The organism is Pseudoalteromonas denitrificans DSM 6059, assembly GCF_900112265.1.
Lineage (GTDB): Bacteria > Pseudomonadota > Gammaproteobacteria > Enterobacterales > Alteromonadaceae > Pseudoalteromonas > Pseudoalteromonas denitrificans.
On record NZ_FOLO01000056.1, the window covers coordinates 15,553 to 39,016 of the forward strand.

The following is a 23,464-nucleotide window of genomic DNA, read 5'->3' on the forward strand; positions in this document are numbered from 1 at the left end:
TCTAAAAATTCAATGCATTAAATCTAACTAGCGCTATATATAGAAATAAAATTAGCCTGGTCACAATTGTTATTATCAAAATTATGTACTCTTACTTTTAACCCTGATGTAATTGCTGCTAACGAAATTGAAAAAGCCTGCCCATACGATTCAGACGATTGATTAGCAAAACTGGTTTTAGGGAAAACTATTTTATAGACTCCCTCAGGGGTTGCTATAGCGCAAGGGCCGCTTCCATTCTTTAAAAATATAGCAAAATCTTCTGTATCATTATTAGTATTAATTAATTCAACAACTTGAGCACCTGATGTTAATTGACCCGCCATTAGTGAAAACGAAATCAATGATGAAAAAACAACCAAAAAAAACTTCATTAAATACTCTCCTATTAAATATATTATTTTGGTATTTAGCTCAATACCAAAATTAAAAAATGCCTAGTCTTATATGTGGGATTTTAGTGCATATTTTAAAAGATGAAAAACTGCTTTAATACTATTGTAAAATTAATATTTCATGATTGAAATAGAGTTCGCTTCAGAACAAGAAGTTTTATTAAAGTTATGAACCTTAATAGTTGCCCCCGAGGTTAATGCGGCAAGCGCGATGGCGAAAGATTGATTATATGCCTTATCACTTTGATTAATATAAGCTGACTTAGGAAATGAAATTATATTACTATTTTTTGCACAAAGGCCTGTACCTCCAGCAGTAATTATTACAAAATCTTGCGTATTATTATTAGTGTTTGCTAACTGAGTGATTTTTGCATTCCTAATAAGTTCCCCTGCTGACAAATTAAACGTTAATAGTAATGAAAAAATAAATGATAACTTAATTTTCATTAAAAACCTCACAAAAAAATTTCTGATAGTATACACTTTTCAAATGTATATGCTAAATATTTATAATTCGAGTCACCTCCCATTATTTTATACAAATATCAAAACTAACACCTTTCTTTATTAGCACGTAATTTCTAAATAAACTTGAGTTAAGTGAACTTGTAATAATAAAAATATTAACGCCATTAAAATACCCTAAAAAAACTAGCTATCATTCTGTATTACTTTATTTCAAATAATCACTTTATTGATTCACCATGAGAATACACAAATTAAATTTTCTTTAAATAATAGATCTAAAATAAATCTTTTAAATACTTTCAGTCCCTAAATAGTCCACAAAATTTATCGATTGTTATAACAAAAATATTTTAGGCGTTAAAAAAGCGGTATATAAAAAAACATCTGCTCTCGAATGTATTTTAATGAACGATTTCTTTCAAAAAACAGTTGTTTTTACAGTACTTTCTACTGATATTATAAGATGGAAGCATAAGCTTCAACCTCCAAAAAGGTGGAGTTTTAGTTTACAGTCATCAAAAACTAAAATAGGCCTATTTTACATCAATATTTCCTATTTCAAGCAAGTTATATGTTCATTTTCAGGAGTGTTTAAAGTTGTTCAGTTTCGGCTATCAATAATTATTAATCTTTTACAAAGTTAATAGCACTCTGTACTTCCCATATCTATGATCCTTTGAGTTTCACCACTATTCTTAAACTCATACAAAGCAGTATTGATATCTTTTAAAATTTCATTGGCATTTTTACTTTTTATGCTTATAGCATAATATAAAGCATTGTATTTAATTTCAGGTTTAACTTCCTCAATACTATTTAATAATTTAGCTTTTTCAGGGGCTGATAAATCAGAATAATTAACTGTAAAACGTAATACTTTAGGATCACCGATAATTAAATTAACACGCTTACCCACAAGCAGTTTAACTAACTGCAAATCATCAACAGCTTGTACTATGTTAAATTCATTATTATCCATCATAACATCAAATTCAGGGGTATTTTGATAACCTCTCACCACGCCAATCGCTTCACCTTTAAGGTCTTGTAAATTACCTTTAAATTTACTAATTTCTCCTTTACGTTTTAAAAAGCCTATCATGCCGCCAGGAAATTCATTAGACAGCATTAATACTTCTCGGCGTCGTTGCCCTTTTGCATAATCAGAAGGAGCTGAATCTTCAATGTAATATTCCGGAAATAAAATATCGCTAAAACCCAGTTCAACTGACCTGACAGCACGCGCCCAAGGTAAAAAGTTTATGTGTATTTGATACCCTTTACTCGCCAATAAAGCGACGGTAAATTTAAATACCCAACCTTTATTACATAAATTTTGACCTATATATGGTGGCCAATCTAAAGTAGATAGTTTAATTATTTTATGTGATTCTTGATTAAAGATATAACCCGTTGATGTTTTAAGACCTTCAATAACGATATATTTTCCATGCTGAAAATAACCAACAGATATTTTTTCATCTACATGAGTGTCAACATTAGCAAAGGCAATTGGATGAATGTTAAACAAGGTTAACGCGAGACTGAATATGAGCCATTTTAAAATAGATATATTTAATAATTTAAACATCATATTTATCTCCCACTCAGCATTTTTATCTAAACAAATTCAAGATATGAGACTTATTTGATAATAAAAAGCTTTAAGCACTGGCTATAGGTTTCTAAATAACCTTAGTATTTACACTCATGTAAGCAAGAAATTGATTACAAATAATAGCACTTTCTTTTCAAAATCAATCATGCAATATAAAACACTTCAAAATAAGTTATAAATCGCATCCCTTGCAATATTTGGCTATATACAAGTTTAGAATCAAATATGTATAAGCGTCTAATTTTTCTTTAAACTAACAAAACGATAGCTAATAACTCAAGACACAAAAACACTATAAGCCATCACAGTAAAACAATGATTTCCTATAAAAATAAGTAAAACCTTTCAAAATCCTGATTTCAAATTTAGCATCATATGCATAAATTTATGATTGAATATTTAATGATATTTATATGCCATATGGATTGTCAGCAAGTAAGACCTGACAAAAATAAGCGTTAATACAAAACAGATGGCTTTAAATACGATTGCTTCAGAAATCAGATTTACTAAACCTCAATTTATAGTAAAGCAAATCTATTAGGCTAATTAATGGGACCTATAATGAAAGGTATTCGCAAAAAGTGTATGAGTAGCTTGGTATTTCGTTATGTGGCAGGTAAACGAATGAGTGACAATTTACCAACTAAGGAAAAGTCTCAATCAATAACTAAATTCGTTTGCATGCCTTAGTTAATACCAAATAAAAAATTGAAACATTCAAAACAAATCTGACTTGTATGATTTTTAAAGTTTCAAAATAAACAACATATAAAAAATGGCCCTATATTTGCACGCGTGTTAACTTCTCGTTTTTTAAAAAGAAAGTAACAAAATGAAAAAGACATTACTTACACTAGCTCTATTAGCACCAACTCTTTTAGTACCAACTGTAGCAAGCGCAGCTACGGGGTCATACACTGCAACGTCAAACCCAAGCACAATTTATGGTGATGGTGATTGGAGTAGAGCGATGTTCATGAACTCATCTGCGCCCCGCCGTGGTGCTAAAATCACTAAAGTATCGTGGGCTTATAAAAGCGGGTATGAAAATGGTTTCTAAAATCAAGAGGTTACGCTTTGTTACTATAAGCCATTCCAAAGCTGGACACCTTATGATTGTGAAATTATCTCTGATCAAAGTAACTGGTATACTGATAAATTCAATGGGTTAAACCCACGTTCAACTTTTTCACTTAAATTTAGACTTAAAGGCGGTAACTATCCTGCACGTTGGGATCGTAGTTTAGAAAACGAAATTAAAGTAGATTATACAATCGTAGCGATTTTTAAAGACTTACAGCCAAATTTAGTTTGTATCATCTCCTCTAAACATTGATGCGCTAACATCATGAATTGTGAATACAAACGGCTCTGTTGTGGATGATTATAAAATTTAATTCTTAGCTGTGCAGGTAAGGTTAAGACAACTTGTCGATAACTCACACCTGAAAGTAAACGTGCTGCTATCTTCGTCATACTTTCTCGCGCTTAACGCTTACCACACTGTGGGCACAATTTTCCCTTACAACTGAAATGAACTTAATGTTGTCCCTGACCGCATGATAGACATTGTAAAACTGCGAATCCTGTCGTTTCACTACCACAATCAAGCATCTTTTTTATTTCACGTTGATAATACGCAGAATTGTAACGAGCATGTTTAGCCACAAAAGCTGACCAATGGTTATTCAAGATAGCTTTAAATCGTTTGAGTTTATTTTTTATTCCTTTGAAGTTCATCGCACGCACAACTTTCGTTCAATCTATTGATTAGGACTATAAATCATCTATGACAATACTTATACAGGCCTTATAGCTAGTAGCTTCCAACAGGAATTTCCTAGGTATAATAAAAAATGGCATCGCTTTCAGACAGGCTAAGTATCTTAAAAAACAACAACAACCTTTTGCTAATTACTTTATTCGTTTAAAGTGAGTTCAACGACTTCTTTATTTGACGAAACCCGAATTGTTATAAAAAGCTGATCCTGATTTATATCGGTTAAATCATCTACATTGCTGGGTAACTTGCCGATGATTTCAAATAGTTCCTCATTTAGCGCATACGACCACAATTGAAAACTATCATTGATACCATAAATAACATTGTCATTTATCACAAAACCCTTCTTAGAACTTCCTTGCCCATCTAATGCTTCAATAAGTTGATCTTCAGCTGGTCCTGGTTGCCAAAATCTATCCATATGATCTTTGTAGATTAATTGTCCGCTTTCACTTTTTAGCGCCCAATTCACCCTCTTGTCACTAATAATACGAAATTCCGAATTAGTTAAATTGAACTCGACGAATTTTAATATCCCCTTAATACGTATAAGCAATAAAGCACTGTTATTTTTACTATCCCATTGGAAAAGTCGAACAACAGGATAATCCATTGGAAAAGGTTTTTGCTTTAAATCCAGATATACCTGAGTTAACTCATTATTAGCATTGATTAAAATACTTTTACCATCTGCCGCCCAGTCCATTCCGAATAAATAAGCATCCATAGGTAAATGTGTCAGTTGTTGTGCGCTTTTTCCATCAGTTATCCAAAGTTGTTCATCTCCTGAACGTTCTGACTTGTAAGCAATCAGTTTGCCATTCGGCTGTAATATCGCATTATCTTCAGCAAGTATAGAGCGATCTATAACAGAAAAATGTGTACTTTGTTTGTTTTGAGCTTCTTCCGGCTGTGTTTGTGTTATTTGTGAAATCGGTACCGTCGCAATGTCACTATCATAATGCCCTTTAATTACGATCATTCGATTACCATCAGGATGAAATTTAGGTGATCCCAAAGATTCATCAAGAGGCAAACTGATATTATTTACTTGACCTTCATGAGATAAGGTAAAAAGCTGTTTACCCGTGCTAAAAATGAGTTGGTTTTTAAAAGGTGAAAAATTGGGGTAAATAAGCCTAAACTTTGCGATTTCTTTCGGATAATTTATTTGATGGCTCGATAAAACCTGACCATCCGCTTTGAGCACTTCAATGTAATATTGGCCATCAGTATGAATACTTGTTAGTGCAATCAGATCGTCTTTAACTGAATAATCATAGTCAAGTATATTACTATCGTCTGGCGCATATAAAACTTGGCTTTTGTTTTCATTTACAGAATAACTGATTAATTTCCAACGTTCTGAAGTTTTCTGTAATAAAGCAATGTTGTTATTATTTAACCAATTAGGATTTCGTATTTGAGAATTTTTGCACTCCATCAATACACTGGGAGTTTGAGGCGATACAAGTGCCTTGTTAAAATCCAAGTTCATAAGTTTATAACATTTTTTCTGCGTGATAGGCTTACTACAACCACCCGTTTTAATAAATACCAAATTCTTGCCATCTTTTGAAAAACTATGGCTTCCATATGAGTCTAAGTTCTTTGTTAGCTGAAACTCTTGCTGTGTTTTAGTATTTTTTGCCCACACATTATTAATACAAAATTCTTCTGAATAACGGTGAAACACAATATATTCACCGTCAGGCGAATAGATACTGGCTAATTCTTTATTGTCAGTTGACGTAAGTGCTCGTAATTCACCAAAGGAGAATTGTGAAGCCTGTTTGGGAACAAAATATTGATATCCCATAATGCTCAAAATCAGTATGCCAAAAATAATCGAAATAAGTTTTATACCTGATCTCGAAGGTTTATCTGTTGTATTAGTATCTGTTTTACCTGCTTCATTTTCTTGTGGATCGTGAGTGCACGCTGAACCTCTCACCGCTTCTACAATTGCTTCTGACGTAATTTCAGGGGTCGTATTATCCTGCGCTTTCAGATCGATTTCATCATGCCAACGTACATCACACTCCAAACTATATCCCTGCTTAGCATGTGTTTTTATATAAACTTGAACTTTGCTGTCATCACCCAAAGCTTTTCTTATTTGAGCGATACTTCTTTGTAGTGTATTAGGTGATACCACAGTGTCTTGCCAGACTTTTGCTAATAATGCGTCATGGCTTACCACCTTTCCCTGATTTTCAGCCAAATAGGTTAGAACGGCTAAAGCTTTAGGAGCAATTATTTGAGATTGCTTATTTTGAGTGATTTGATTTCTGGATAAATCGATAAAGAAACCACCAATCCAATATTGCTCTGCCATGTAACCTCTTACTGCGGATGAAAACGTGTGCTCAAAAGTGAGTCTAAATAAGATTAATTACCTTAGCACACCCCTAGCGCCAGCTAAACTAAATTTTTTAACCAATTGATAATATTTAATTTTTACATAATCAGCAAAACGTCAGGTAAAAATCATCATAACTTCAAGTATTTAAGTTTCGATTCATTTAAATTCAGTTTATCCAATTTATTAAAATAGCGAACGTTAATTGATGAATGCCGTGCCAACTACTTTGAAAAATACCGCAATAGATAAATTTATAAATATGAAGAAGCGCTTTATTTTAGTTTTTTTGTTTTTGCTGCCTTTTATAAACGTTAAAGCTAGTGAGCCAAAATTATACGAACTCCCTAGGAGTCAGGTCATTCCCATCCAGGACACTCAGTCCAATAGGCAGTATGAGTTATACATTAAATTACCTGAAAACTATGAAAAAAATAGCGATAAGAAATATCCTGTAATTTATTTTACTGATGCAGCCTGGCATATCGAAATACTATCTGCTGCTACAGAATTTCTAATGGAAGAAGCTATTTTGGTTGGGGTTTCCTGGCAAAAAGACATAAATGAAGATTTAAAGAAAGAGCATGGTGTACATGTCAGCAGATTTAGAGATTATTCAATAAAGCAATCAAGCAACTCAAAGATTCAAGCTAAATATCAATTGGGACAAGCCAATAATCATTTGAATTTCATTCGTGAAAATGTCATTAAATATATAGAAAAAAACTACCAAACCCATCCCGAAAAACGCACTTATTTTGGTTATTCCGCTGGCGGTGAATTTGGTGCTTACGTATTACTTACACAACCGGACACCTTTAAAAATTACATCTTGGGTAGTCCTGCAATTAAGGGCGATATTCCCTTTCTATCTAAACTTACCTCTGCAACAACTAAACCATTAAACGCCAATGTTTTCATTTCATATGGCACATTAGAGAAGGAGGTTGGTGAGCATATAGAGCAGTTTATTACCATGTTAAAAAATAGAAATGATAAGAGCCTATCTTTAAAACACCCAGTAATTGAAGGTAGCCATCAGACAGCGTTTCCTTTGACTGGTATTCGCAGCGTCACTTGGTTATCACACTTACAAAAAGAAGAAGATAAATCATGAGAACGCGTTATGTAATGAGTACCTTGCTGCTTTTTATGTTAGCCATAAGTAGTAAAAGTTATGGCCATGATAAGCCTGAACTCCTTGAAGGTCCCTATTTAGGACAAAATCCTCCTGGGTCTACCCCTAAAATTTTTGCACCCAATGGTCTTTCGACAGAACATCGTGACGGTAGCCCTTTTTTCAGTCCCGACATGAAAGAATTATATTTTACTAGAAAAAACCACAAAGATGGAAAATGGTCGTTAATCACCTTTAAATCTGAAAATAACCGCTGGCATGAGTCAGTGATAGGTCCCAGAGTGGGCCGACCCATTATTACGCCTGACGGTAAAATGATGCATTTGGGAAAACATTATATGGAGCGCACTGATACTGGATGGTCAAAGGTAAAATCCCTTGGACCTCTTTTTAAAAACTTTCGTATCATGCGACTTATGTCTTCATCAATAGGAACTTACTATTTTGATGAAGCGACTGAATCGGGTCCTATACGTTATTCAAGATTAATAGACGGCAAACATGAAAAACCAAAAGCACTGAACATTGCATTGGGAAAGTGGAACGCCCACCCCTTCATCGCACCGGACGAGTCCTACATCATGTGGGATAGTGAAAAAGACACAGGCTTTGGTAGTAATGATCTTTATATCAGTTTCAGACAAGGAGATGGTTCATGGGGGAGTGCTATTAATTTGGGGGCTAAGATAAACACAGGTGCTGAGGAAGGTGGCGCATACGTCACACCAGATGGAAAATATCTTTTCTTTAACAGGTATATAAACGAAGAAAATGCGGGTATCTATTGGGTGGATGCACAGATCATTAAAACGCTCAGGCCCAAATTATAACCGGCGATATAAAGCACACAACTTCGAATTCAATTAAGTACAAATAGTGAAAAGACTAAAGGAAAATGATGAAAACCAATCGAAAATTAAAAAGCTTAATCACCGTTGCCTTATTGAGCAGTTTAAGCAGCTTTATTTTTATAAATACAGCAACAGCAAGTACTGAAGACAATGTCAAAGGAGCAAAAATTTTAGCACCAGAAGTTTCAGCCTCCGACGCCAAGGCTTCATTTTGGGATATGTCTTATCTTAACAAAGCCTTTATAGATACAAGACCTTCCGATAGAAAAGACGGCATCACAGTTGGCGATTTGGTCGCAAATGGTGGCAATAAAGCGATGATTTTACAGTTAGCGCAAGAAATTGCCGACAAAAAACATGGTAAATACGATAGCCTGCTTATTGCCCGCCACGGTAAGCTAATTTTTGAATCCTATTACTTACGCGGTCGCGTCAACCAACCTCATTTTCAAGCGTCAGCCACAAAAGCCTATACAAGTCTGGTTGTTGGCCGTGCAATACAACTGGGCTACCTAACAATAGCTGATCTAGACAAGCCTGTACTCAGTTTCCTGAAAGGTCTGAACCCAACAAAATTTGTCGCTGGTGTAGAAAAAATTACCCTTCACAAAGCAATGACTATGAGCTCAGGGTTTCGATTTACTGAAGAACAACTCAAAAACTTTAGGGAAAACCCCAATAAATATAAAGGACTAAACCAGATCCAGGCTTTTCTTGAACTTAGCGCGCCTATTACCTCAGAGTCTCAAAGCTTCAAATATCAAGGTGCAGATCCGACAATTGTAATGCAAGTACTTGATGCTGTCGTGCCAGGATCCGCTAAAGATTTTATCAAAAATGAACTGCTCGATAAAATAGGGATCAATACTTACAAATGGCGTAATGATCTTGACGGCCTGCCACTCGCAGGTGAAAGGTCAAGCATGACATCTCGCGATATGATTAATTTGGGATCATTGATCATCAATAAAGGAAAGTGGCATGGCGAACAACTTATTTCAGCAAAATATTTAGCCAGTGCTACCAGCGGGATCACAAAAGCGACTGAAAACTGGCAACCAGATAGCTTTAATTACGGCTACTTTTGGTATCAAACTGACATGAAGATCAAAGATAAAAACTATGATGCCAACATTGCCTGGGGTAGTGGTGGTCAACACATTATAACGTTTGAAGAACTTGACTTAACGATTGTGATTACTGGCCATGATAGAGAAGATACTATATTGGCTCAAGTTTCAAAAAACATTCTACCTGCATTCGTTAAATAAGGACTAAACATGAAATCTATTTACACTTTTATCTTTATGTCACTCACCATTTTAATGACTATCAGCAAAAGTTACGGCCATGATAATTTTCCAGTATTAAAAGGCCCCTACCTTGGCCAAAATCCACCTGGAAAAGTTGCTGAAGTTTTTGCACCAGGTATTGTTTCAACACAATATTTTGAAGCCTTCGGAGTTTTTACACCTAATTTAAAAGAATTTTATTTCGTCAGAGGCGGTGAAAAAAATAAAAAACACACCCTAGTTGTCATTAAATATGAAAACAATCGATGGATAGAATCTGTGGTGGCACCTAGGGTCGGTGAACCATTTATCTCTCCAGATGGTAAAATTATGTACTTAGGAAAAAAATATATGGAGCGAACCGACTCAGGTTGGTCAGAGGTGAAAATCCTTGGCGTACCTTTCGAAGAAATACGAATTATGCGCCTAACTGCTTCATCCAAGGGCATTTATGTCTTTGACGAAGCGACGAAAGATGGCAATGGCGCTCTTCGTTATTCACGATTAGTTGATGGTAAACGTGAAAAACCTAAAATATTATCCAAGGAAATTAATACAGGAAAATGGAACGCCCATCCCTTTATTGCACCAGATGAATCCTATTTAATATGGGATGGTGAAAGAGAAGACGGATACGGTGAGTCTGATTTATATATTAGTTTTCGACAAAAAGATGCTTCATGGGGCCCTGCAATAAATTTAGGTAATAACATAAACTCACAGTTCGAAGATGCCTTTGGCAGTGTAACTCCCGATGGAAAGTATTTCTTCTTTTATAGAACAGTCAGCCCTGGCAATTTAGATATATTCTGGGCAGATGCCCAATTTATAGAGACACTTAGGCCAAAATAGTCACCTTTATACCCAAAACGACTTCAAGATGCAGGATTCAGCATTTAACAAGGACTTAATATCAAGGTGCAACTTTGCTGAAATCATAGAAGATAGAAGATAAAAAACAGATAACGATATTTATGTCTACTTCAAAGAGAAAGACGGAGCATGATCAAAACCAATTAACCTTGGAAATACATTAAATTCTAACTTTGATGAAACAGTTCCGAGTATCACGCCTGATAGCAAATATTTATTTTTTAGCCGATAAAACAAAGAAGGAGGATTCGCGAATTATTGAAACTCTTAGGTCAAAGTAATAAGCAAATTATAATCTCAAAATAACGACGCAAAAAACGGTGTACCTTCTACAGGAGCTAGATTTTAAAATCTGACTCCCTATATAAACTAGAGCCTTTGAAATTAAATAAATTATAAGAAACGCTACAAGATTGAGTTCTAATTTAAATACTTCTTAAACTCAAAAAAACTGAAAATACTATAAAATTTAGTGTTATTAAACTCGATAAAGAATTAATTGAGTTAATATTACGAAACCTTAGAAAAGTTGATTTATTCGACGATAAATGCGAGTTCTAAATCATTTCATATCAAGATATTTAAAAACACCTATCTCTTGGAATTGTCACTTGAAAATAGCACAATGGATAAGGGTCATATTCAGTTGTTACTTTAAACAATGATCAGTTTTATATAAACCTCCATAAATGAACATAAGCCCATTTATGGAGTGACTCAGCCCTTCAAAAATTACAAATCAGTATATTGGAACCGTAAAAACAACTTAAAATAACAAATATTAAAGACATAGACGAAGGGCATAGCCCTCTGAATACAGACTGATAACTATTTTAATAATAAAAAAGACTGAGTATCAGAACATACTCCGATAAACCCATTATCTTTGATACAATCCGCATCAAATTTTTGAAAGGGATGATAATGAATATACACGCAATAATTTTAATTGTTTTAAGTTTACTTACTGGCTGCGCCTCTACAACTATCAAATCTACAGCAATATCCACTAAGACAGTTCTCACAGAAGATCAAGGTGTGGTGGTTGTTCAAGTGCTCAACAATACTGAAAGATTAGCGACATTGCATAAGGATTGGTCAGAAGTTATTGCTATTCGACTTGATAACGCCGATGCAAAAAAGCAGGCTGCTATTGAAAAGGCAAAAAACAAAAAGAAACCCGTTAATGAAGATAAGGTTAAGTGGGAGCATGATTTCTACTCATTAACCCCATCAAGAGAAGGCGTCGTAAATAGTCAAGTATTTATGGGTGCGATGCCTGAAGGCGAATATATCATTACCACCCTTTATAGCTATTATAATGATGGTAATATAAGCTCTTGGGTTTCAATGCCCGTCTATTATTCTGCAGGTAAATTTAACGTTGAGAAGAAGCGTTTAACCAACTTAGGCAGCTTAGTGTTTCAACCTTTATTAAGCATAAAAGAAAAGTCTTTCTGGAGTAGTCGTTCTTCTCAAAAAGCCTATGTCACTAGACTAACAGAACAACAACCATTAGCCCAATATGTATTAGGGAACCTCCCTCAATTGGCGCAACAAATTGATGTTGCTAATCCTATAGGCTGGCAGGAAGACGAGTACGACCCATATAGAAGTACATTAGGTGACATTGCAAGAAACAATGCATACGGTAATATCGCAATATCGTTAACGGAAAACGCAAAGGGAGCCCTAGCATCTAAATTTGGTCAGTTAAAAGTACTCAATAATGATAGTTCTTGGCAGCAATTTAACTTACCAACAAACAGTGAAATGCTTACGATTTTAGAGATTGAAGATGAATTTTTTGTTGGTTCAGAAAAAGGGAGCTTATTTTCCAAAAAAGTAAGTACTGATAATCCATGGAAAAAGTCCACGCCTATTTCACCAAAAGAAGCAATCGTATGGATTGGTAAGGGAATTTCTCAATATTACGCTGTTACCCAATCAAATTTGAATTACAAAGCATACTCTTTTCTCCATCCAAGCCAGCAATGGAAGGAAGTTGGTGAATTCAAGAAAACAAACACAACTTGGTTGGTTCAGTACGGCGGCCTTTTTCCAATCATAACTTCAACTGGTAATTTACGAATTTTTAATGATAACAAAATTCACGACTTTGCTTCTGAAACAGGTGTCTGGAAAGTGAGCAAAGGTAGCAGTATGTTAAAAATCGCACAACTTGGCGATAATACTTTGGGTGGTTTAGAAGTGAGTCAGTGGGACGGTGTCGGTGATCAAGTCGTTAGTATCGATAATGGTGATACTTGGATTACAATAGCGAGGTCATTAAGAGCATTTGGTGATCAAAAAACTGATTATAGTTTACCTGCCAAATTGGACGGAGGACAATTTGTTTCACTAGGCCGTATGAGTCGTAAAGGAAAAGAAAAACCGACTCTCAATATTATCAGTAATCAGTTGGACGGATTAGCTAAACGAAAAACGTGGCAATATCACTACCCAGCTAAAGAAAATTGCGAAACTTTGTTACCTCAACTAAGCCATAATACAAAACTTTATTTCCTTTGTGATCAAGGACAGCTAGTAAGTACGGGAGACTTTGGTAAAACATGGATTACTGAAGTGGATATTGATTTAAGTGGTATGCAGTCTGAATATGAGACATTGCGTACTGCCATACAAGAGTCAAAATCTAAAAAAGAAAGTGAGTAAATAGAATTACCCTACAAAGCTCTCTATTTCATTTAGTATGTAATAGAAAGCTTTGGACTTGTAAAACTAGCTAGAGGTGTATATTAATTTTTCTGGGAGAGTAATAACAAAATAACGAAGAAAAAGTAAGACAAAACTCACAGGATCAAAAAAGGAGAACTCAGCACTTTTTATCAGCCGCCTTGGATATTTACGATGATTAGTAATAATCATATAAATATTCTAATTGAGAGAGACTGATCCCCAATAAGCCGCGAAAGTCTGTTGTTAATATCATATTAACGGCACTAGCGGGCTTGTGATATCACGACATTGTTTATAAACGAGTGTTAAACTATCTCAATACACTGATTAAGATGAAAACCAAACAGGCTATATTATTGCTTATTTATGCCAGTGACTATCTCAATAATGGCGATGATATAATACTGCTCTTTGACTTCCTCTGCACGCCCAATAATCTTAAAATCGTATTTATCAACAAAGTCTTTTTCAATTAATGTGGGACTACTAAATACACAAAATCCAGCTTGCCAAAAAGATTTCATCAATGCACTATCATCGAATTCTGCAACAATATTAGGTGATATATTATGTTTATCTAACCAAGATGATAATCGCATTCTGACTGCTGATTTCTTGCCTAGCATAAGCCAAGGAAAACCTGACAAGTATTGAGGAAACTCTTTATTACTCGTTTTTAGTAACGCTTCTGTAGCAAAAAAAGTAAAACCACTTTCCACAAGTAGGTGATTGTACGCTCTAACATGGCTACCCAATTGAAGAAGTTGGTCCGTCAAAATACAATCTATCTTGTTGATAGACAAACCTGCCATTAAATTACTTTAAGCACCTTCTTACCATATCAAACGAACGCGTTCACTCATTTTTAAAACTGGCGATAATAATTGGTGAGCCAATACTTTAGGAATTACCTCAGTTATCCCAACAGTGAAGGTATGCTATTAAGTTGGCCCCTTCTTTTTAATATATGTGTTACCTCTTCACCTAATTGAGAAATTTCTTCAGCATCGCTATATATTAATTTGCCCCATTTCTGATAATTGAAGTTTTTTCCTTTTTGATCAAATAATTTAGTCCCTGTTTTCTCTTCAAAATTCGTAATCTGACCACTTATGGTTGGGGTGTTAAATTGAGCCTTGCACTGACTTTGGCGATGCTACCTTCGGTCGCGACAGCATAAAAAATAAAAAACATGGTTGTAATTTAATCGGCTCATATAATTCAAAGGTTTCATTTTTTCGATGAAAAAAAACACAATTTGAATTTACCAACAACAACAAATGAGCTATAAGTAATGAATACTTATAAATAATATTTTGATCTTAGTAATATTTTATAACAGTGTTTATGCATAAAAACTTATTATTTTTCGCGATATTTATGATCTCGACTTTTACTAATAGGGCAATATTTTTGCTGATAACACCAATAAGGTAAGGCAATAATGTAGGTAAGTATCCAACCCTCCGGGGTTGATATTAACGGTGATTTAAAAACAAAAATTAAGTAAAAGCGACAGCTCGCATTATCGAGCATTGAAGCGTATATCACCAAAATTACAATAAAACTCACTAATGTTCCCAGTGCTAAGGGTAGTAGTACTGACTATCGAGTAACGTTAGTAATTGTTAACCAAGGAGATATTGTTATCGAAGACACGCAAATGGACCTTGAATGTGTAATAGATCGTGTGTTGCACAATGCAAGTCGCACGATTAAACGATCAATTTTCCCTCATGAATACCACAGGGTTTATCAATGAAACATACCATTAGTTTATTTCTGACTTTAGTCGCATTTTGGCTACTTAATTCAGGCCATTACAGCCTGTTAATCTTATCTCTTGGCTTCGCGTCTATCGCTTTAATTTTAGTTATTGCCCATAAAATGGATGTCGTTGATCATGAGTCACAACCAATCTATTTATCACGCAAAATATTTGGTTACTATATATGGTTAATCAAAGAGATTATTAAAGCCAATATCACAGTAGTAAAACATATTTGGCTAGGTGAAAAGAGTATATCCCCAACACTAAAAGCAATTAAAGTCAGCCAAAAAACTGACATGGGAAAAGTTATCTATGCTAATTCAATTACCTTAACGCCAGGTACAGTAGCAATCGATATAGTAGATAACGAAATTACTGTACACGCCTTGCTTTATAAGGATATAGAGTCATTGGAAATCGGTGAGATGGATCGCCGAGTAACTTTATTGGAACGCTAATGTTAATTGCAGCCACACTTGCTATTTTGGTCGCCATGATTCTAGCAATTATTAGAGGAATTGCTGGGCCTACACTTTATGACCGTATTTTAGCGGTTAATATGTTTGGCACTAAAACAGTATTACTTATTTCTTTATTGGGCTTTGTAATGGGCAGGCCTGAGTTCTTAGATATTGCCATAGTGTATGCACTGATCAACTTTATCAGTGTCATCGGGGTTTTACGTTACTCGGATACAAATCAATTTAAACACACACCTAAAAAGAACAAATCGATAGAAAAGGAACTTTAAATGGAGATTGTAATAACGATTAGTAGTGGCTTCCTTTTACTCGTTGGTAGCTTTCTTTGTATTTCAGGTGGTATTGGCCTACTGCGTTTTCCTGATTTTTATACTCGTATGCATGCCGTAGGTGTTACAGATACGTTAGGTGCCGGAATGATTTTAGCCGGACTTATGATACTTAGCACCGATTTTTTAGTCTTTGCCAAGTTAGTTATGATATTGCTTTTCACCTTGTTAATTGGCCCTACAACCAGTCATGTTTTAGCCAAAGCCGCTTTTCATAATGGTGTCATACCTAAAGGTTCAAACAACCTTAAGCAGACTAAAGAAAAGGAGAGTACCTCATCGATTATTTGATTAATATTGTATTATTAACCTTATTGGTTGTTATCGCCATTGCGATAATTCGTATGAAAGATTTATTTGCAGCGGTTATGCTCGCTGGTATTTATGGACTTTTATCCGCAAGCTTTTTTGTTGTCATGGATGCAGTTGATGTGGCTTTTACTGAAGCTGCTGTGGGGGCTGGTATTTCAACCTTACTCATGTTTGTGGTTATCACGATGACGGGGCGAAAAGAGAAGTCAATTCGACACAAACCACTACCGGCATTATTTGTTGTGATTATAACAGGTGGGTTGCTAATCTACGGCACGTTAGATATGCCCTATTTTGGATCTGAGGACGCCCCTATTCATAACCACACATCACCTCGTTATATCAACGATTCGATGCAGGAAATCGGAATACCTAATATTGTCACATCAGTACTTGCAAGTTATAGAGCATTTGACACTTTTGGTGAGGTGGTTGTGATTTTTACTGCAGGTATAGGCGTGCTGACACTGCTATCTATTGCTCGCACTAAAAAGAATGATGAAGAAATTGAATCAATAAATGACTCCATGCATCAACAACACCTTGTTGTTCGCATTATTGCCAAGATGCTCATTCCTTTTATTTTCTTGTTTGCCCTTTATGTTCAATTTCATGGTGATTTTGGTCCCGGTGGTGGTTTTCAAGCAGGTGTAATCTTTGCTTCCGCTATTATTTTATATGCCATGCTCTTTGGCTTAGTGACCGCACGTAAAGTCATTAATCAAATCTTTATTCAATTAATTGCTGCGCTGGGTGTATTGCTCTATGGCAGTGTTGGTATTGTATCCTTGATGAATGGAGGTAACTTTTTTGATTACAATGTGTTATCGAGTAATCCCATAACAGGTCAACACTTAGGTATTTTATTAATTGAATGGGGAGTGGGCTGTACAGTTGCCTCGGTAATAGTCGTAATCTTTTTCAACTTCGCAGGTCGAAGAGAGCTCCAACAACATAAAAAACCATCTCAAGATAAGGAGTCATCCAAATGATAATAGGTCTTTTTAATCATTGGGTTGTGATTATTTTGATGATGATTGGGCTCTACATTGTGATTGCCCACGGTAACTTAATTAAAAAATTAGTTGGCTTAACTATTTTTCAAACTTCGGTATTTATCTTTTATATTAGCATAGCAAAAGTTGATGGCGGAACCGCTCCCATTTTAGCTGATGGCATAACGCAATACTCAAACCCTTTACCTCATGTTCTTATTCTAACAGCCATTGTTGTTGGCATTGCGACCACTGCGTTAGGTTTGTCATTAGTTGTTCGTATTAAAGAAACCTATAAGTCAATTGAAGAAGAAGAAATTCAACAGCAAGATAATGAAGAACAGCTGACTAAACATAAAACGGAGGATAGCGCGTGATTACACACCTTCCTATTTTGCAAGTTATCACCCCCTTAATGGCTGCACCTATTTGTTTACTTTTAAATCGCTCACAATTGGTATGGATGTTTTCTCTTCTTGCTAGTGGTTTGGCATTTTTAATAAGTATTTTGTTATTACAACAAGTGATGATATCTGGTGTGATTAGCTACGAATTGGGTGGGTGGCAAGCGCCTTGGGGAATAGAATATCGAATTGATAAGCTCAATGCTTTTCTACTGTTAATTATTTCAGGCATAAGTACGGTCGTTTTAGTTGCAGCCCAGACCAGCATTGAAAAAGAAATACCAAAAGATAAGTACACGTATTTTTACGTTTTATATTTACTCTCTCTTACTGGAATGCTGGGTATTGTTGCAACCGGCGATGCCTTTAATGTTTTTGTGTTTTTAGAAATATCATCCTTATCTGCTTATGCCTTAATCGCTATGGGTCAAAAAAGACAAGCCCTTTGGGCTTCGTATCAATATTTGATCATGGGAACCATAGGCGCCACGTTTATTTTGATTGGAATTGGTTTGATGTATCAAATGACAGGTACGCTAAATATGGCAGACTTGTCACAACGTTTACCTGAAGTAGCACAAACTCGTACCGTATTTGTTTCCTTTGTTTTTGTGATTGTTGGTGTGTGTTTAAAATTGGCAATGTTTCCACTGCATTTGTGGTTACCTAATGCTTATGCCTACGCCCCTTCTATCGTAACGGCTTTTTTTGCTGCCACCGCAACCAAAGTAGCTGTCTATTTATTGATTAGATTTACTTTTTCAGTGTTTGGCCTGTCATTTTCTTTCACGACGATTCCATTACAAACATTATTTATGGCACTTGGGCTGATTGGTATTTTTATCGCTTCAGCAACGGCTATTTATCAAAAAAATGTTAAGCATATTTTTGCTTATTCAAGCATCGCCCAAATTGGTTATATGATTGTAGGTTTTAGTTTAAGTACAGTAACAGGATTAACCGCAACCTTATTGCACATGTTCAATCACGCGTTAATGAAAGGTGCAATATTTTTAGCCTTAGCCGCAGTTATTTATAGAGTAGGCAATGTTGAACTTAATCATTTTCGCGGTTTAGGACGCCAGATGCCATTGACGATGGCGGCAATTGTTATTGGTGGATTAAGTTTAATTGGTGTTCCTTTAACTGTTGGTTTTGTCAGTAAATGGTATTTACTCACTGCATTAGTTGAACAAGGATGGTGGCCTATTGCTGTACTCATTCTTCTAGGGTCAATGCTAGCGGTTGTTTATGTTTGGAGAATAGTAGAAGTTGCTTACTTCAAAGCGCCCTTAGATGAGAATATAAAAGTTAAAGAAGCACCGGTGAGTTTTCTGATCCCTATATGGACTCTTGTCATCGCCAATATTTACTTCGGCATAGATACTCGACTTAGTGTGCAAGTAGCCAAAGGCGCCGCTCAGAGCTTGTTTGGAGTATCACCATGAATATTTCTTTAGAGCTGATGTTGCAACTGTGCATTATTATTCCGTTCTTAGCGACATTTTCTATTGTTGCTTCAAGGCGTTATCCAAACCTTCGAGAAAGTGTCACGCTTTCAACCTGCATAGTCTTAATTTTTTTAGTCGTGACTTTATATCAAGGTTTATCTTCCGGAAAATCCATCAGCGCTTATTGGTGGGAGCTTTTACCCGGTTTAACGATTAGTTTTGATATTGAACCACTCGGTATGTTGTTCGCGTTAGTTGCAAGTTTCCTCTGGTTGGTGACCACTTGTTATGCCATTGGCTATATGCGCAGCCACCAAGAAAAGAATCAAACGCGTTTTTATATGTGTTTCGCCGTTGCTATTGGGGCGGTGATGGGACTTGCTTTTTCGGCAAACCTTTTTACTTTGTTTATATTTTATGAAGTACTGACACTATCGACTTACCCTTTAGTGACACACGCAGGTACTGAAAAAGCAAAAAAAGGTGGGCGAACTTATCTCGGGATTTTACTGACTACATCAATCGTTTTCTTCCTTCTCGCGATTGTCAGTACCTGGCTTGTAGCAGGCACTTTAGACTTTAAGCCTGGTGGTATATTTGCTGATAATGTTGATAAAGTCATTGCTAGCACCTTACTGGTATTGTTCATTTTTGGCATTGGTAAAGCCGCTATTATGCCTTTTCATCGCTGGTTACCTGCCGCGATGGTTGCACCGACGCCAGTGAGTTCACTTTTACATGCAGTGGCCGTTGTAAAGGCGGGAGTGTTTACAGTATTAAAAGTCTGCACCTTTATTTTTGGCTTAGATTTATTGGCCCAATTACCCTCCACGCAATTTTTACTCTATCTAGCCGGGGCTTCTGTGTTACTTGCCTCCCTTGTTGCTATGCGACAAGACAACTTGAAAGCAAGACTGGCTTACTCAACAGTTAGTCAGTTAGGTTATGTCACTATAGGTGCGTTATTAGCAACATCTTCAGGCGTAATTGGTAGCGCTATGCATATTGCTATGCATGCTTTTGGCAAAATAACCTTATTCTTTTGTGCGGGGGCCATTTTAGTAACTTTACATAAATCAAAAATAAGCGAAATGCGTGGCATTGGTCTCCAAATGCCGATAACAATGATCGCATTCTTTATTGCGAGTCTTAGCATTATTGGTGTACCTCCGACAGGAGGCACATGGAGCAAATGGTATTTAATGATGGGCACAATAGAAACTGAACAGTTTGTATTGATGGTAATTTTAATGTTGAGTTCTTTACTCAATATTGCTTATTTATTGCCAATTCCTTTTCATGCTTTTTTTCCCAAGCTCATTTCTTTTAAAACATCTGATAAATTAAGTGGTACTACTAACATCACAGAAGAGAGCTTGCCTAGCTTTGAGATAAAAGAGGCACCTTTGCCTTCATTAATTGCCATTGTTATCACCACCTTGGGCTGCTTAACGTTATTTATTTACCCCCAGCCGTTATTTGATTTGGCTTCAGCTATTTTAACTGGTAGAGAATAATTCATGAAAAATGAGAAAAAATATCTGTTTGATAACCCTAAAAACGTCAAGCGACTATTGTATATTCTTTACGCCTGCTGTCTTCTATTGGTTGTTTTAGATTTCATTATTCACCGCCATATTATGCATGAATGGGAGAAACTATGGGTTTTTTACCCCATTTATGGCTTTGTCGGCTGTGTGGTACTCGTAGTTATTGCAACATGGATGAGAACTTTTTTGATGCGTTCAGAGGATTATTATGACAATCCCACCAACAAGGATGTAGATAATATCTCTTCAGATAACAAGATGTTAAACAAAAAAGGACAGCATCATGTGGATGATTGAACTACCACCCTTCGTACCCTTTTTTATTGGCGCATTAATACTATTATTCACACGCGGCATGTTGCGTAGTGCAATAATGATAGCAATCCCTATTGTCAGTGCCATGCACTTAATGATGGTCCCTGAAGGGATCCATTTACAATTTACGTTTCTTGAATATCAATTAACGCCCTACCGCGTTGATAAGCTAAGCATAATGTTTGCCTATATTTTTCATATTGCCGCGTTCATTGGCATTATTTATTCATTGCACCTTCGCGATACTATGCAACAAGTATCCGCGATGCTTTATGCAGGTAGTGCTTTAGGCGCTGTTTTTGCAGGAGATTTATTAACGTTATTTATCTTCTGGGAATTACTCGCATTTACGTCGGTATTTCTTATTTGGGCGCGTAGAACACAACGTTCCTATGATGCCGGTATGCGCTATCTTATTATTCAAGTGTTATCAGGTGTTATTCTTCTTGTGGGCACACTTTTTTATGCGCATGAAAACAGTACGCTAGACTTTGGTTATATTGGTTTAGATAGTGTCGCTGGCTGGCTTATTCTTATTGCTTTTGGTATTAAGTGTGCTTTCCCTATCGCACATAATTGGTTAACAGACGCTTATCCAGAGGCGACAGTAACTGGCACCGTTTTTCTTAGTGCTTTTACCACCAAAGTGGCCGTTTATTCGTTGGCACGTGCCTACCCTGGCACTGAAATATTAATCTATATTGGCGCGGCCATGACGTGTTTCCCTATATTTTTTGCCGTTATTGAAAACGATTTACGCCGCGTATTGGCCTATAGCCTAATCAACCAAGTAGGGTTTATGGTTGTAGGAATAGGTATTGGAACCGCACTTGCTATTAATGGGGCAGTATCCCATGCCTTTAATGATGTGATATTTAAAGGTTTGTTATTTATGTCTATGGGCGCTGTATTACAGATGACCGGCCGAATGAACGGCTCTGATCTTGGTGGATTATATAAAACCATGCCTAAAACCACGATACTTTGTATTGTTGGTGCTGCCTCTATTTCCGCCTTCCCACTCTTTAGTGGTTTTGTCAGTAAATCAATGGTGATGTCTGCTGCACTTGAAGAAGGGTATGACTGGATCTGGTTGATGTTATTGTTTGCTTCTGCGGGAGTATTCCATCATGCCGGAATAAAGATCCCATATTTTGCGTTTTTTGCTCATGATTCAGGTTTAAAGGCAAATGATCCTCCTAATAACATGCTTTTAGCCATGACTATATCTGCTGCACTTTGTATTGCCATTGGTATTTATCCACAAGCCTTATATTCATTATTGCCTTATGACACTGGTTATAACCCCTATGATGCAACCCATGTTTTGGCACAAACGCAATTATTGTTCTTCTCAGCGCTGGCCTTTGTTTGGCTTAACCTTAAAGGGTTATATCCACCTGAACTTCGCTCTACTAACTTAGATTTTGATTGGATTTACCGCCGTGCAATGCCACATGCGTTGCAACAACTGTTTAGCGTTATTTGGCAAGCAAATCGTTCATTAAGGGATGCATTGAAGCTAAGGCTTAATCTATATTTAAGTTATTTTTCTGGCAAGAATGACCGACTGAGTATTCTACTGTCACGAAACTATCCTTCAGGTAGTATGGTTATGTGGGTCGCAGTTATACTAGCTACTTATTTATTACTTAGCTTTATTTAATAAAATATAGCCTCGTCTTAGAATAAAAAGAGTGGGTATAATACTCTTCCTAAGTGAGAGTATTATTTTTAATTTATAGGCATATTATAAATGATTGAGTGGTTTATCCGCATCTAACATAAAAAACCTCCATTTAAGTCAAACTTAGCAGGAGGTTAAATAATAATACTTTATTGTAACTGATTTACTTTATTGTCTTCCGATAACCACTGTGGGAGAGTAATAAAGATCTTTACTTACCATTTCTATAACTAGCATTCTACTGTTTAAAATTAACCATCTAAAAAATAAAGTTCTTTACTAACTTCGTAAATGTAACTTTTTAGTAAATTTTAAAGTAATAAAGTGAAGGTCGGCGTACCCGCACCTACAATAAACCTAAACTAATCGTTAGCCTATAACCCAATTTAAACTTGGGAGAGCATTATGGCCAGGCGAACACTCGAAGATTGGCAAACCATTATTGAAGCGCAGTTGGCCAGTGGCCTGACAATTGTTAAATACTGCGAACAAAATAAAATAAATCCAAAAACCTTTAGTTCACGTAAAGCGACATTAAAACAAAGAGATGCGCAGCCCGGCACCTCTGAACAAAATGGTTTTGTTCAAGTTCAAAGTGATATGAAAACCTCTGCCACAATTATGTTCAAAACACCGCATGGCACGTTGCAGCTATCATCAAACATTTCCCCAGAATGGGTTG

23 protein-coding genes are annotated in these 23,464 nt (G+C 35.9%); 16 read left to right on the forward strand and 7 right to left on the reverse strand.

The window, feature by feature from the left end; translation table 11 throughout:
- Positions 1–23 precede the first annotated feature (23 nt).
- The 3 genes from BM088_RS22175 to BM088_RS22190 form a co-directional block, all read right to left on the reverse strand.
- The gene (locus BM088_RS22175) at positions 24–374 is read right to left on the reverse strand and encodes a DUF5992 family protein (protein ID WP_091989993.1); all 351 of its coding nucleotides are present in this window, start codon (positions 372–374) and stop codon (positions 24–26) included.
- A gap of 132 nt (positions 375–506) precedes the next feature.
- On the reverse strand, positions 507–845 hold the full coding sequence (locus tag BM088_RS22180; RefSeq protein WP_091989996.1) for a DUF5992 family protein: 339 nt from the start codon (positions 843–845) through the stop codon (positions 507–509).
- Between the two features lie 661 nt (positions 846–1,506).
- Positions 1,507–2,460, reverse strand: a complete 954-nt coding sequence (locus tag BM088_RS22190; protein ID WP_245763891.1) for a substrate-binding periplasmic protein — start codon at positions 2,458–2,460, stop codon at positions 1,507–1,509.
- An 859-nt stretch (positions 2,461–3,319) separates the two neighbouring features.
- On the opposite strand from BM088_RS22190, the gene BM088_RS22195 reads away from it, so the two are divergent.
- Positions 3,320–3,547, forward strand: a complete 228-nt coding sequence (locus BM088_RS22195) for a hypothetical protein (RefSeq protein ID WP_091990001.1) — start codon at positions 3,320–3,322, stop codon at positions 3,545–3,547.
- A gap of 206 nt (positions 3,548–3,753) precedes the next feature.
- On the opposite strand, the gene BM088_RS22200 is transcribed toward BM088_RS22195, so the two are convergent.
- From BM088_RS22200 to BM088_RS22210, 3 genes are all read right to left on the reverse strand, one after another.
- Entirely contained in the window at positions 3,754–3,963 is a 210-nt protein-coding gene (locus tag BM088_RS22200; RefSeq protein ID WP_091990003.1) for a hypothetical protein, read from the reverse strand.
- 63 nt (positions 3,964–4,026) lie between these two features.
- A complete protein-coding gene (locus BM088_RS28145; protein ID WP_091990006.1) occupies positions 4,027–4,227 on the reverse strand; it encodes a transposase zinc-binding domain-containing protein in 201 nt (66 codons plus the stop codon).
- A 179-nt stretch (positions 4,228–4,406) separates the two neighbouring features.
- On the reverse strand, positions 4,407–6,608 hold the full coding sequence (locus BM088_RS22210) for a winged helix-turn-helix domain-containing protein (protein WP_091990009.1): 2,202 nt from the start codon (positions 6,606–6,608) through the stop codon (positions 4,407–4,409).
- Between the two features lie 232 nt (positions 6,609–6,840).
- On the opposite strand from BM088_RS22210, the gene BM088_RS22215 reads away from it, so the two are divergent.
- From BM088_RS22215 to BM088_RS22235, 5 genes are all read left to right on the forward strand, one after another.
- On the forward strand, positions 6,841–7,749 hold the full coding sequence (locus tag BM088_RS22215; protein ID WP_245763892.1) for an alpha/beta hydrolase: 909 nt from the start codon (positions 6,841–6,843) through the stop codon (positions 7,747–7,749).
- A complete protein-coding gene (locus tag BM088_RS22220) occupies positions 7,746–8,600 on the forward strand; it encodes a TolB-like translocation protein (protein WP_091990011.1) in 855 nt (284 codons plus the stop codon). The genes BM088_RS22215 and BM088_RS22220 overlap by 4 nt, the downstream gene beginning before the upstream one ends.
- A 68-nt stretch (positions 8,601–8,668) precedes the next feature.
- On the forward strand, positions 8,669–9,892 hold the full coding sequence (locus BM088_RS22225) for a serine hydrolase domain-containing protein (RefSeq protein WP_091990014.1): 1,224 nt from the start codon (positions 8,669–8,671) through the stop codon (positions 9,890–9,892).
- Between the two features lie 9 nt (positions 9,893–9,901).
- Complete coding sequence (locus BM088_RS22230) at positions 9,902–10,765, forward strand: TolB-like translocation protein (protein WP_091990016.1); 864 nt, start codon at positions 9,902–9,904, stop codon at positions 10,763–10,765.
- 945 nt (positions 10,766–11,710) lie between these two features.
- Positions 11,711–13,462, forward strand: a complete 1,752-nt coding sequence (locus BM088_RS22235) for a hypothetical protein (RefSeq protein ID WP_091990019.1) — start codon at positions 11,711–11,713, stop codon at positions 13,460–13,462.
- A gap of 377 nt (positions 13,463–13,839) precedes the next feature.
- Here BM088_RS22235 and BM088_RS22240 read toward each other — a convergent pair whose 3' ends face one another.
- Entirely contained in the window at positions 13,840–14,298 is a 459-nt protein-coding gene (locus BM088_RS22240; protein WP_091990021.1) for a LysR substrate-binding domain-containing protein, read from the reverse strand.
- 946 nt (positions 14,299–15,244) lie between these two features.
- Between BM088_RS22240 and BM088_RS22245 the strand changes: the two genes are divergently transcribed.
- The 10 genes from BM088_RS22245 to tnpA form a co-directional block, all read left to right on the forward strand.
- On the forward strand, positions 15,245–15,715 hold the full coding sequence (locus tag BM088_RS22245; RefSeq protein WP_091990024.1) for a Na+/H+ antiporter subunit E: 471 nt from the start codon (positions 15,245–15,247) through the stop codon (positions 15,713–15,715).
- On the forward strand, positions 15,715–16,008 hold the full coding sequence (locus BM088_RS22250) for an MrpF/PhaF family protein (protein ID WP_091990027.1): 294 nt from the start codon (positions 15,715–15,717) through the stop codon (positions 16,006–16,008). The genes BM088_RS22245 and BM088_RS22250 overlap by 1 nt, the downstream gene beginning before the upstream one ends.
- The gene (gene mnhG / locus BM088_RS22255) at positions 16,009–16,359 is read left to right on the forward strand and encodes a monovalent cation/H(+) antiporter subunit G (protein WP_091990029.1); all 351 of its coding nucleotides are present in this window, start codon (positions 16,009–16,011) and stop codon (positions 16,357–16,359) included.
- A 23-nt stretch (positions 16,360–16,382) separates the two neighbouring features.
- Entirely contained in the window at positions 16,383–17,372 is a 990-nt protein-coding gene (locus tag BM088_RS22260; RefSeq protein ID WP_281247188.1) for a DUF4040 domain-containing protein, read from the forward strand.
- Entirely contained in the window at positions 17,369–17,752 is a 384-nt protein-coding gene (locus tag BM088_RS22265; RefSeq protein WP_177208140.1) for a cation:proton antiporter subunit C, read from the forward strand. Before BM088_RS22260 ends, BM088_RS22265 begins: the two co-directional genes overlap by 4 nt.
- Complete coding sequence (locus tag BM088_RS22270) at positions 17,749–19,227, forward strand: monovalent cation/H+ antiporter subunit D family protein (protein WP_091990037.1); 1,479 nt, start codon at positions 17,749–17,751, stop codon at positions 19,225–19,227. Before BM088_RS22265 ends, BM088_RS22270 begins: the two co-directional genes overlap by 4 nt.
- Positions 19,224–20,747: a monovalent cation/H+ antiporter subunit D family protein gene (locus BM088_RS22275; protein ID WP_091990039.1), complete on the forward strand. Its 1,524-nt coding sequence runs from the start codon at positions 19,224–19,226 to the stop codon at positions 20,745–20,747. The genes BM088_RS22270 and BM088_RS22275 overlap by 4 nt, the downstream gene beginning before the upstream one ends.
- A 3-nt stretch (positions 20,748–20,750) precedes the next feature.
- Entirely contained in the window at positions 20,751–21,077 is a 327-nt protein-coding gene (locus tag BM088_RS22280) for a hypothetical protein (protein WP_091990042.1), read from the forward strand.
- Positions 21,064–22,761 (forward strand): Na(+)/H(+) antiporter subunit D, encoded by a 1,698-nt coding sequence (locus BM088_RS22285; RefSeq protein WP_091990045.1) that lies wholly within the window; start codon positions 21,064–21,066, stop codon positions 22,759–22,761. Before BM088_RS22280 ends, BM088_RS22285 begins: the two co-directional genes overlap by 14 nt.
- Before the next feature lie 426 nt (positions 22,762–23,187).
- Positions 23,188–23,464 (forward strand): IS66 family insertion sequence element accessory protein TnpA (gene tnpA / locus BM088_RS22290; RefSeq protein WP_091990049.1); only part of this gene is annotated, 277 nt, incomplete at its 3' end.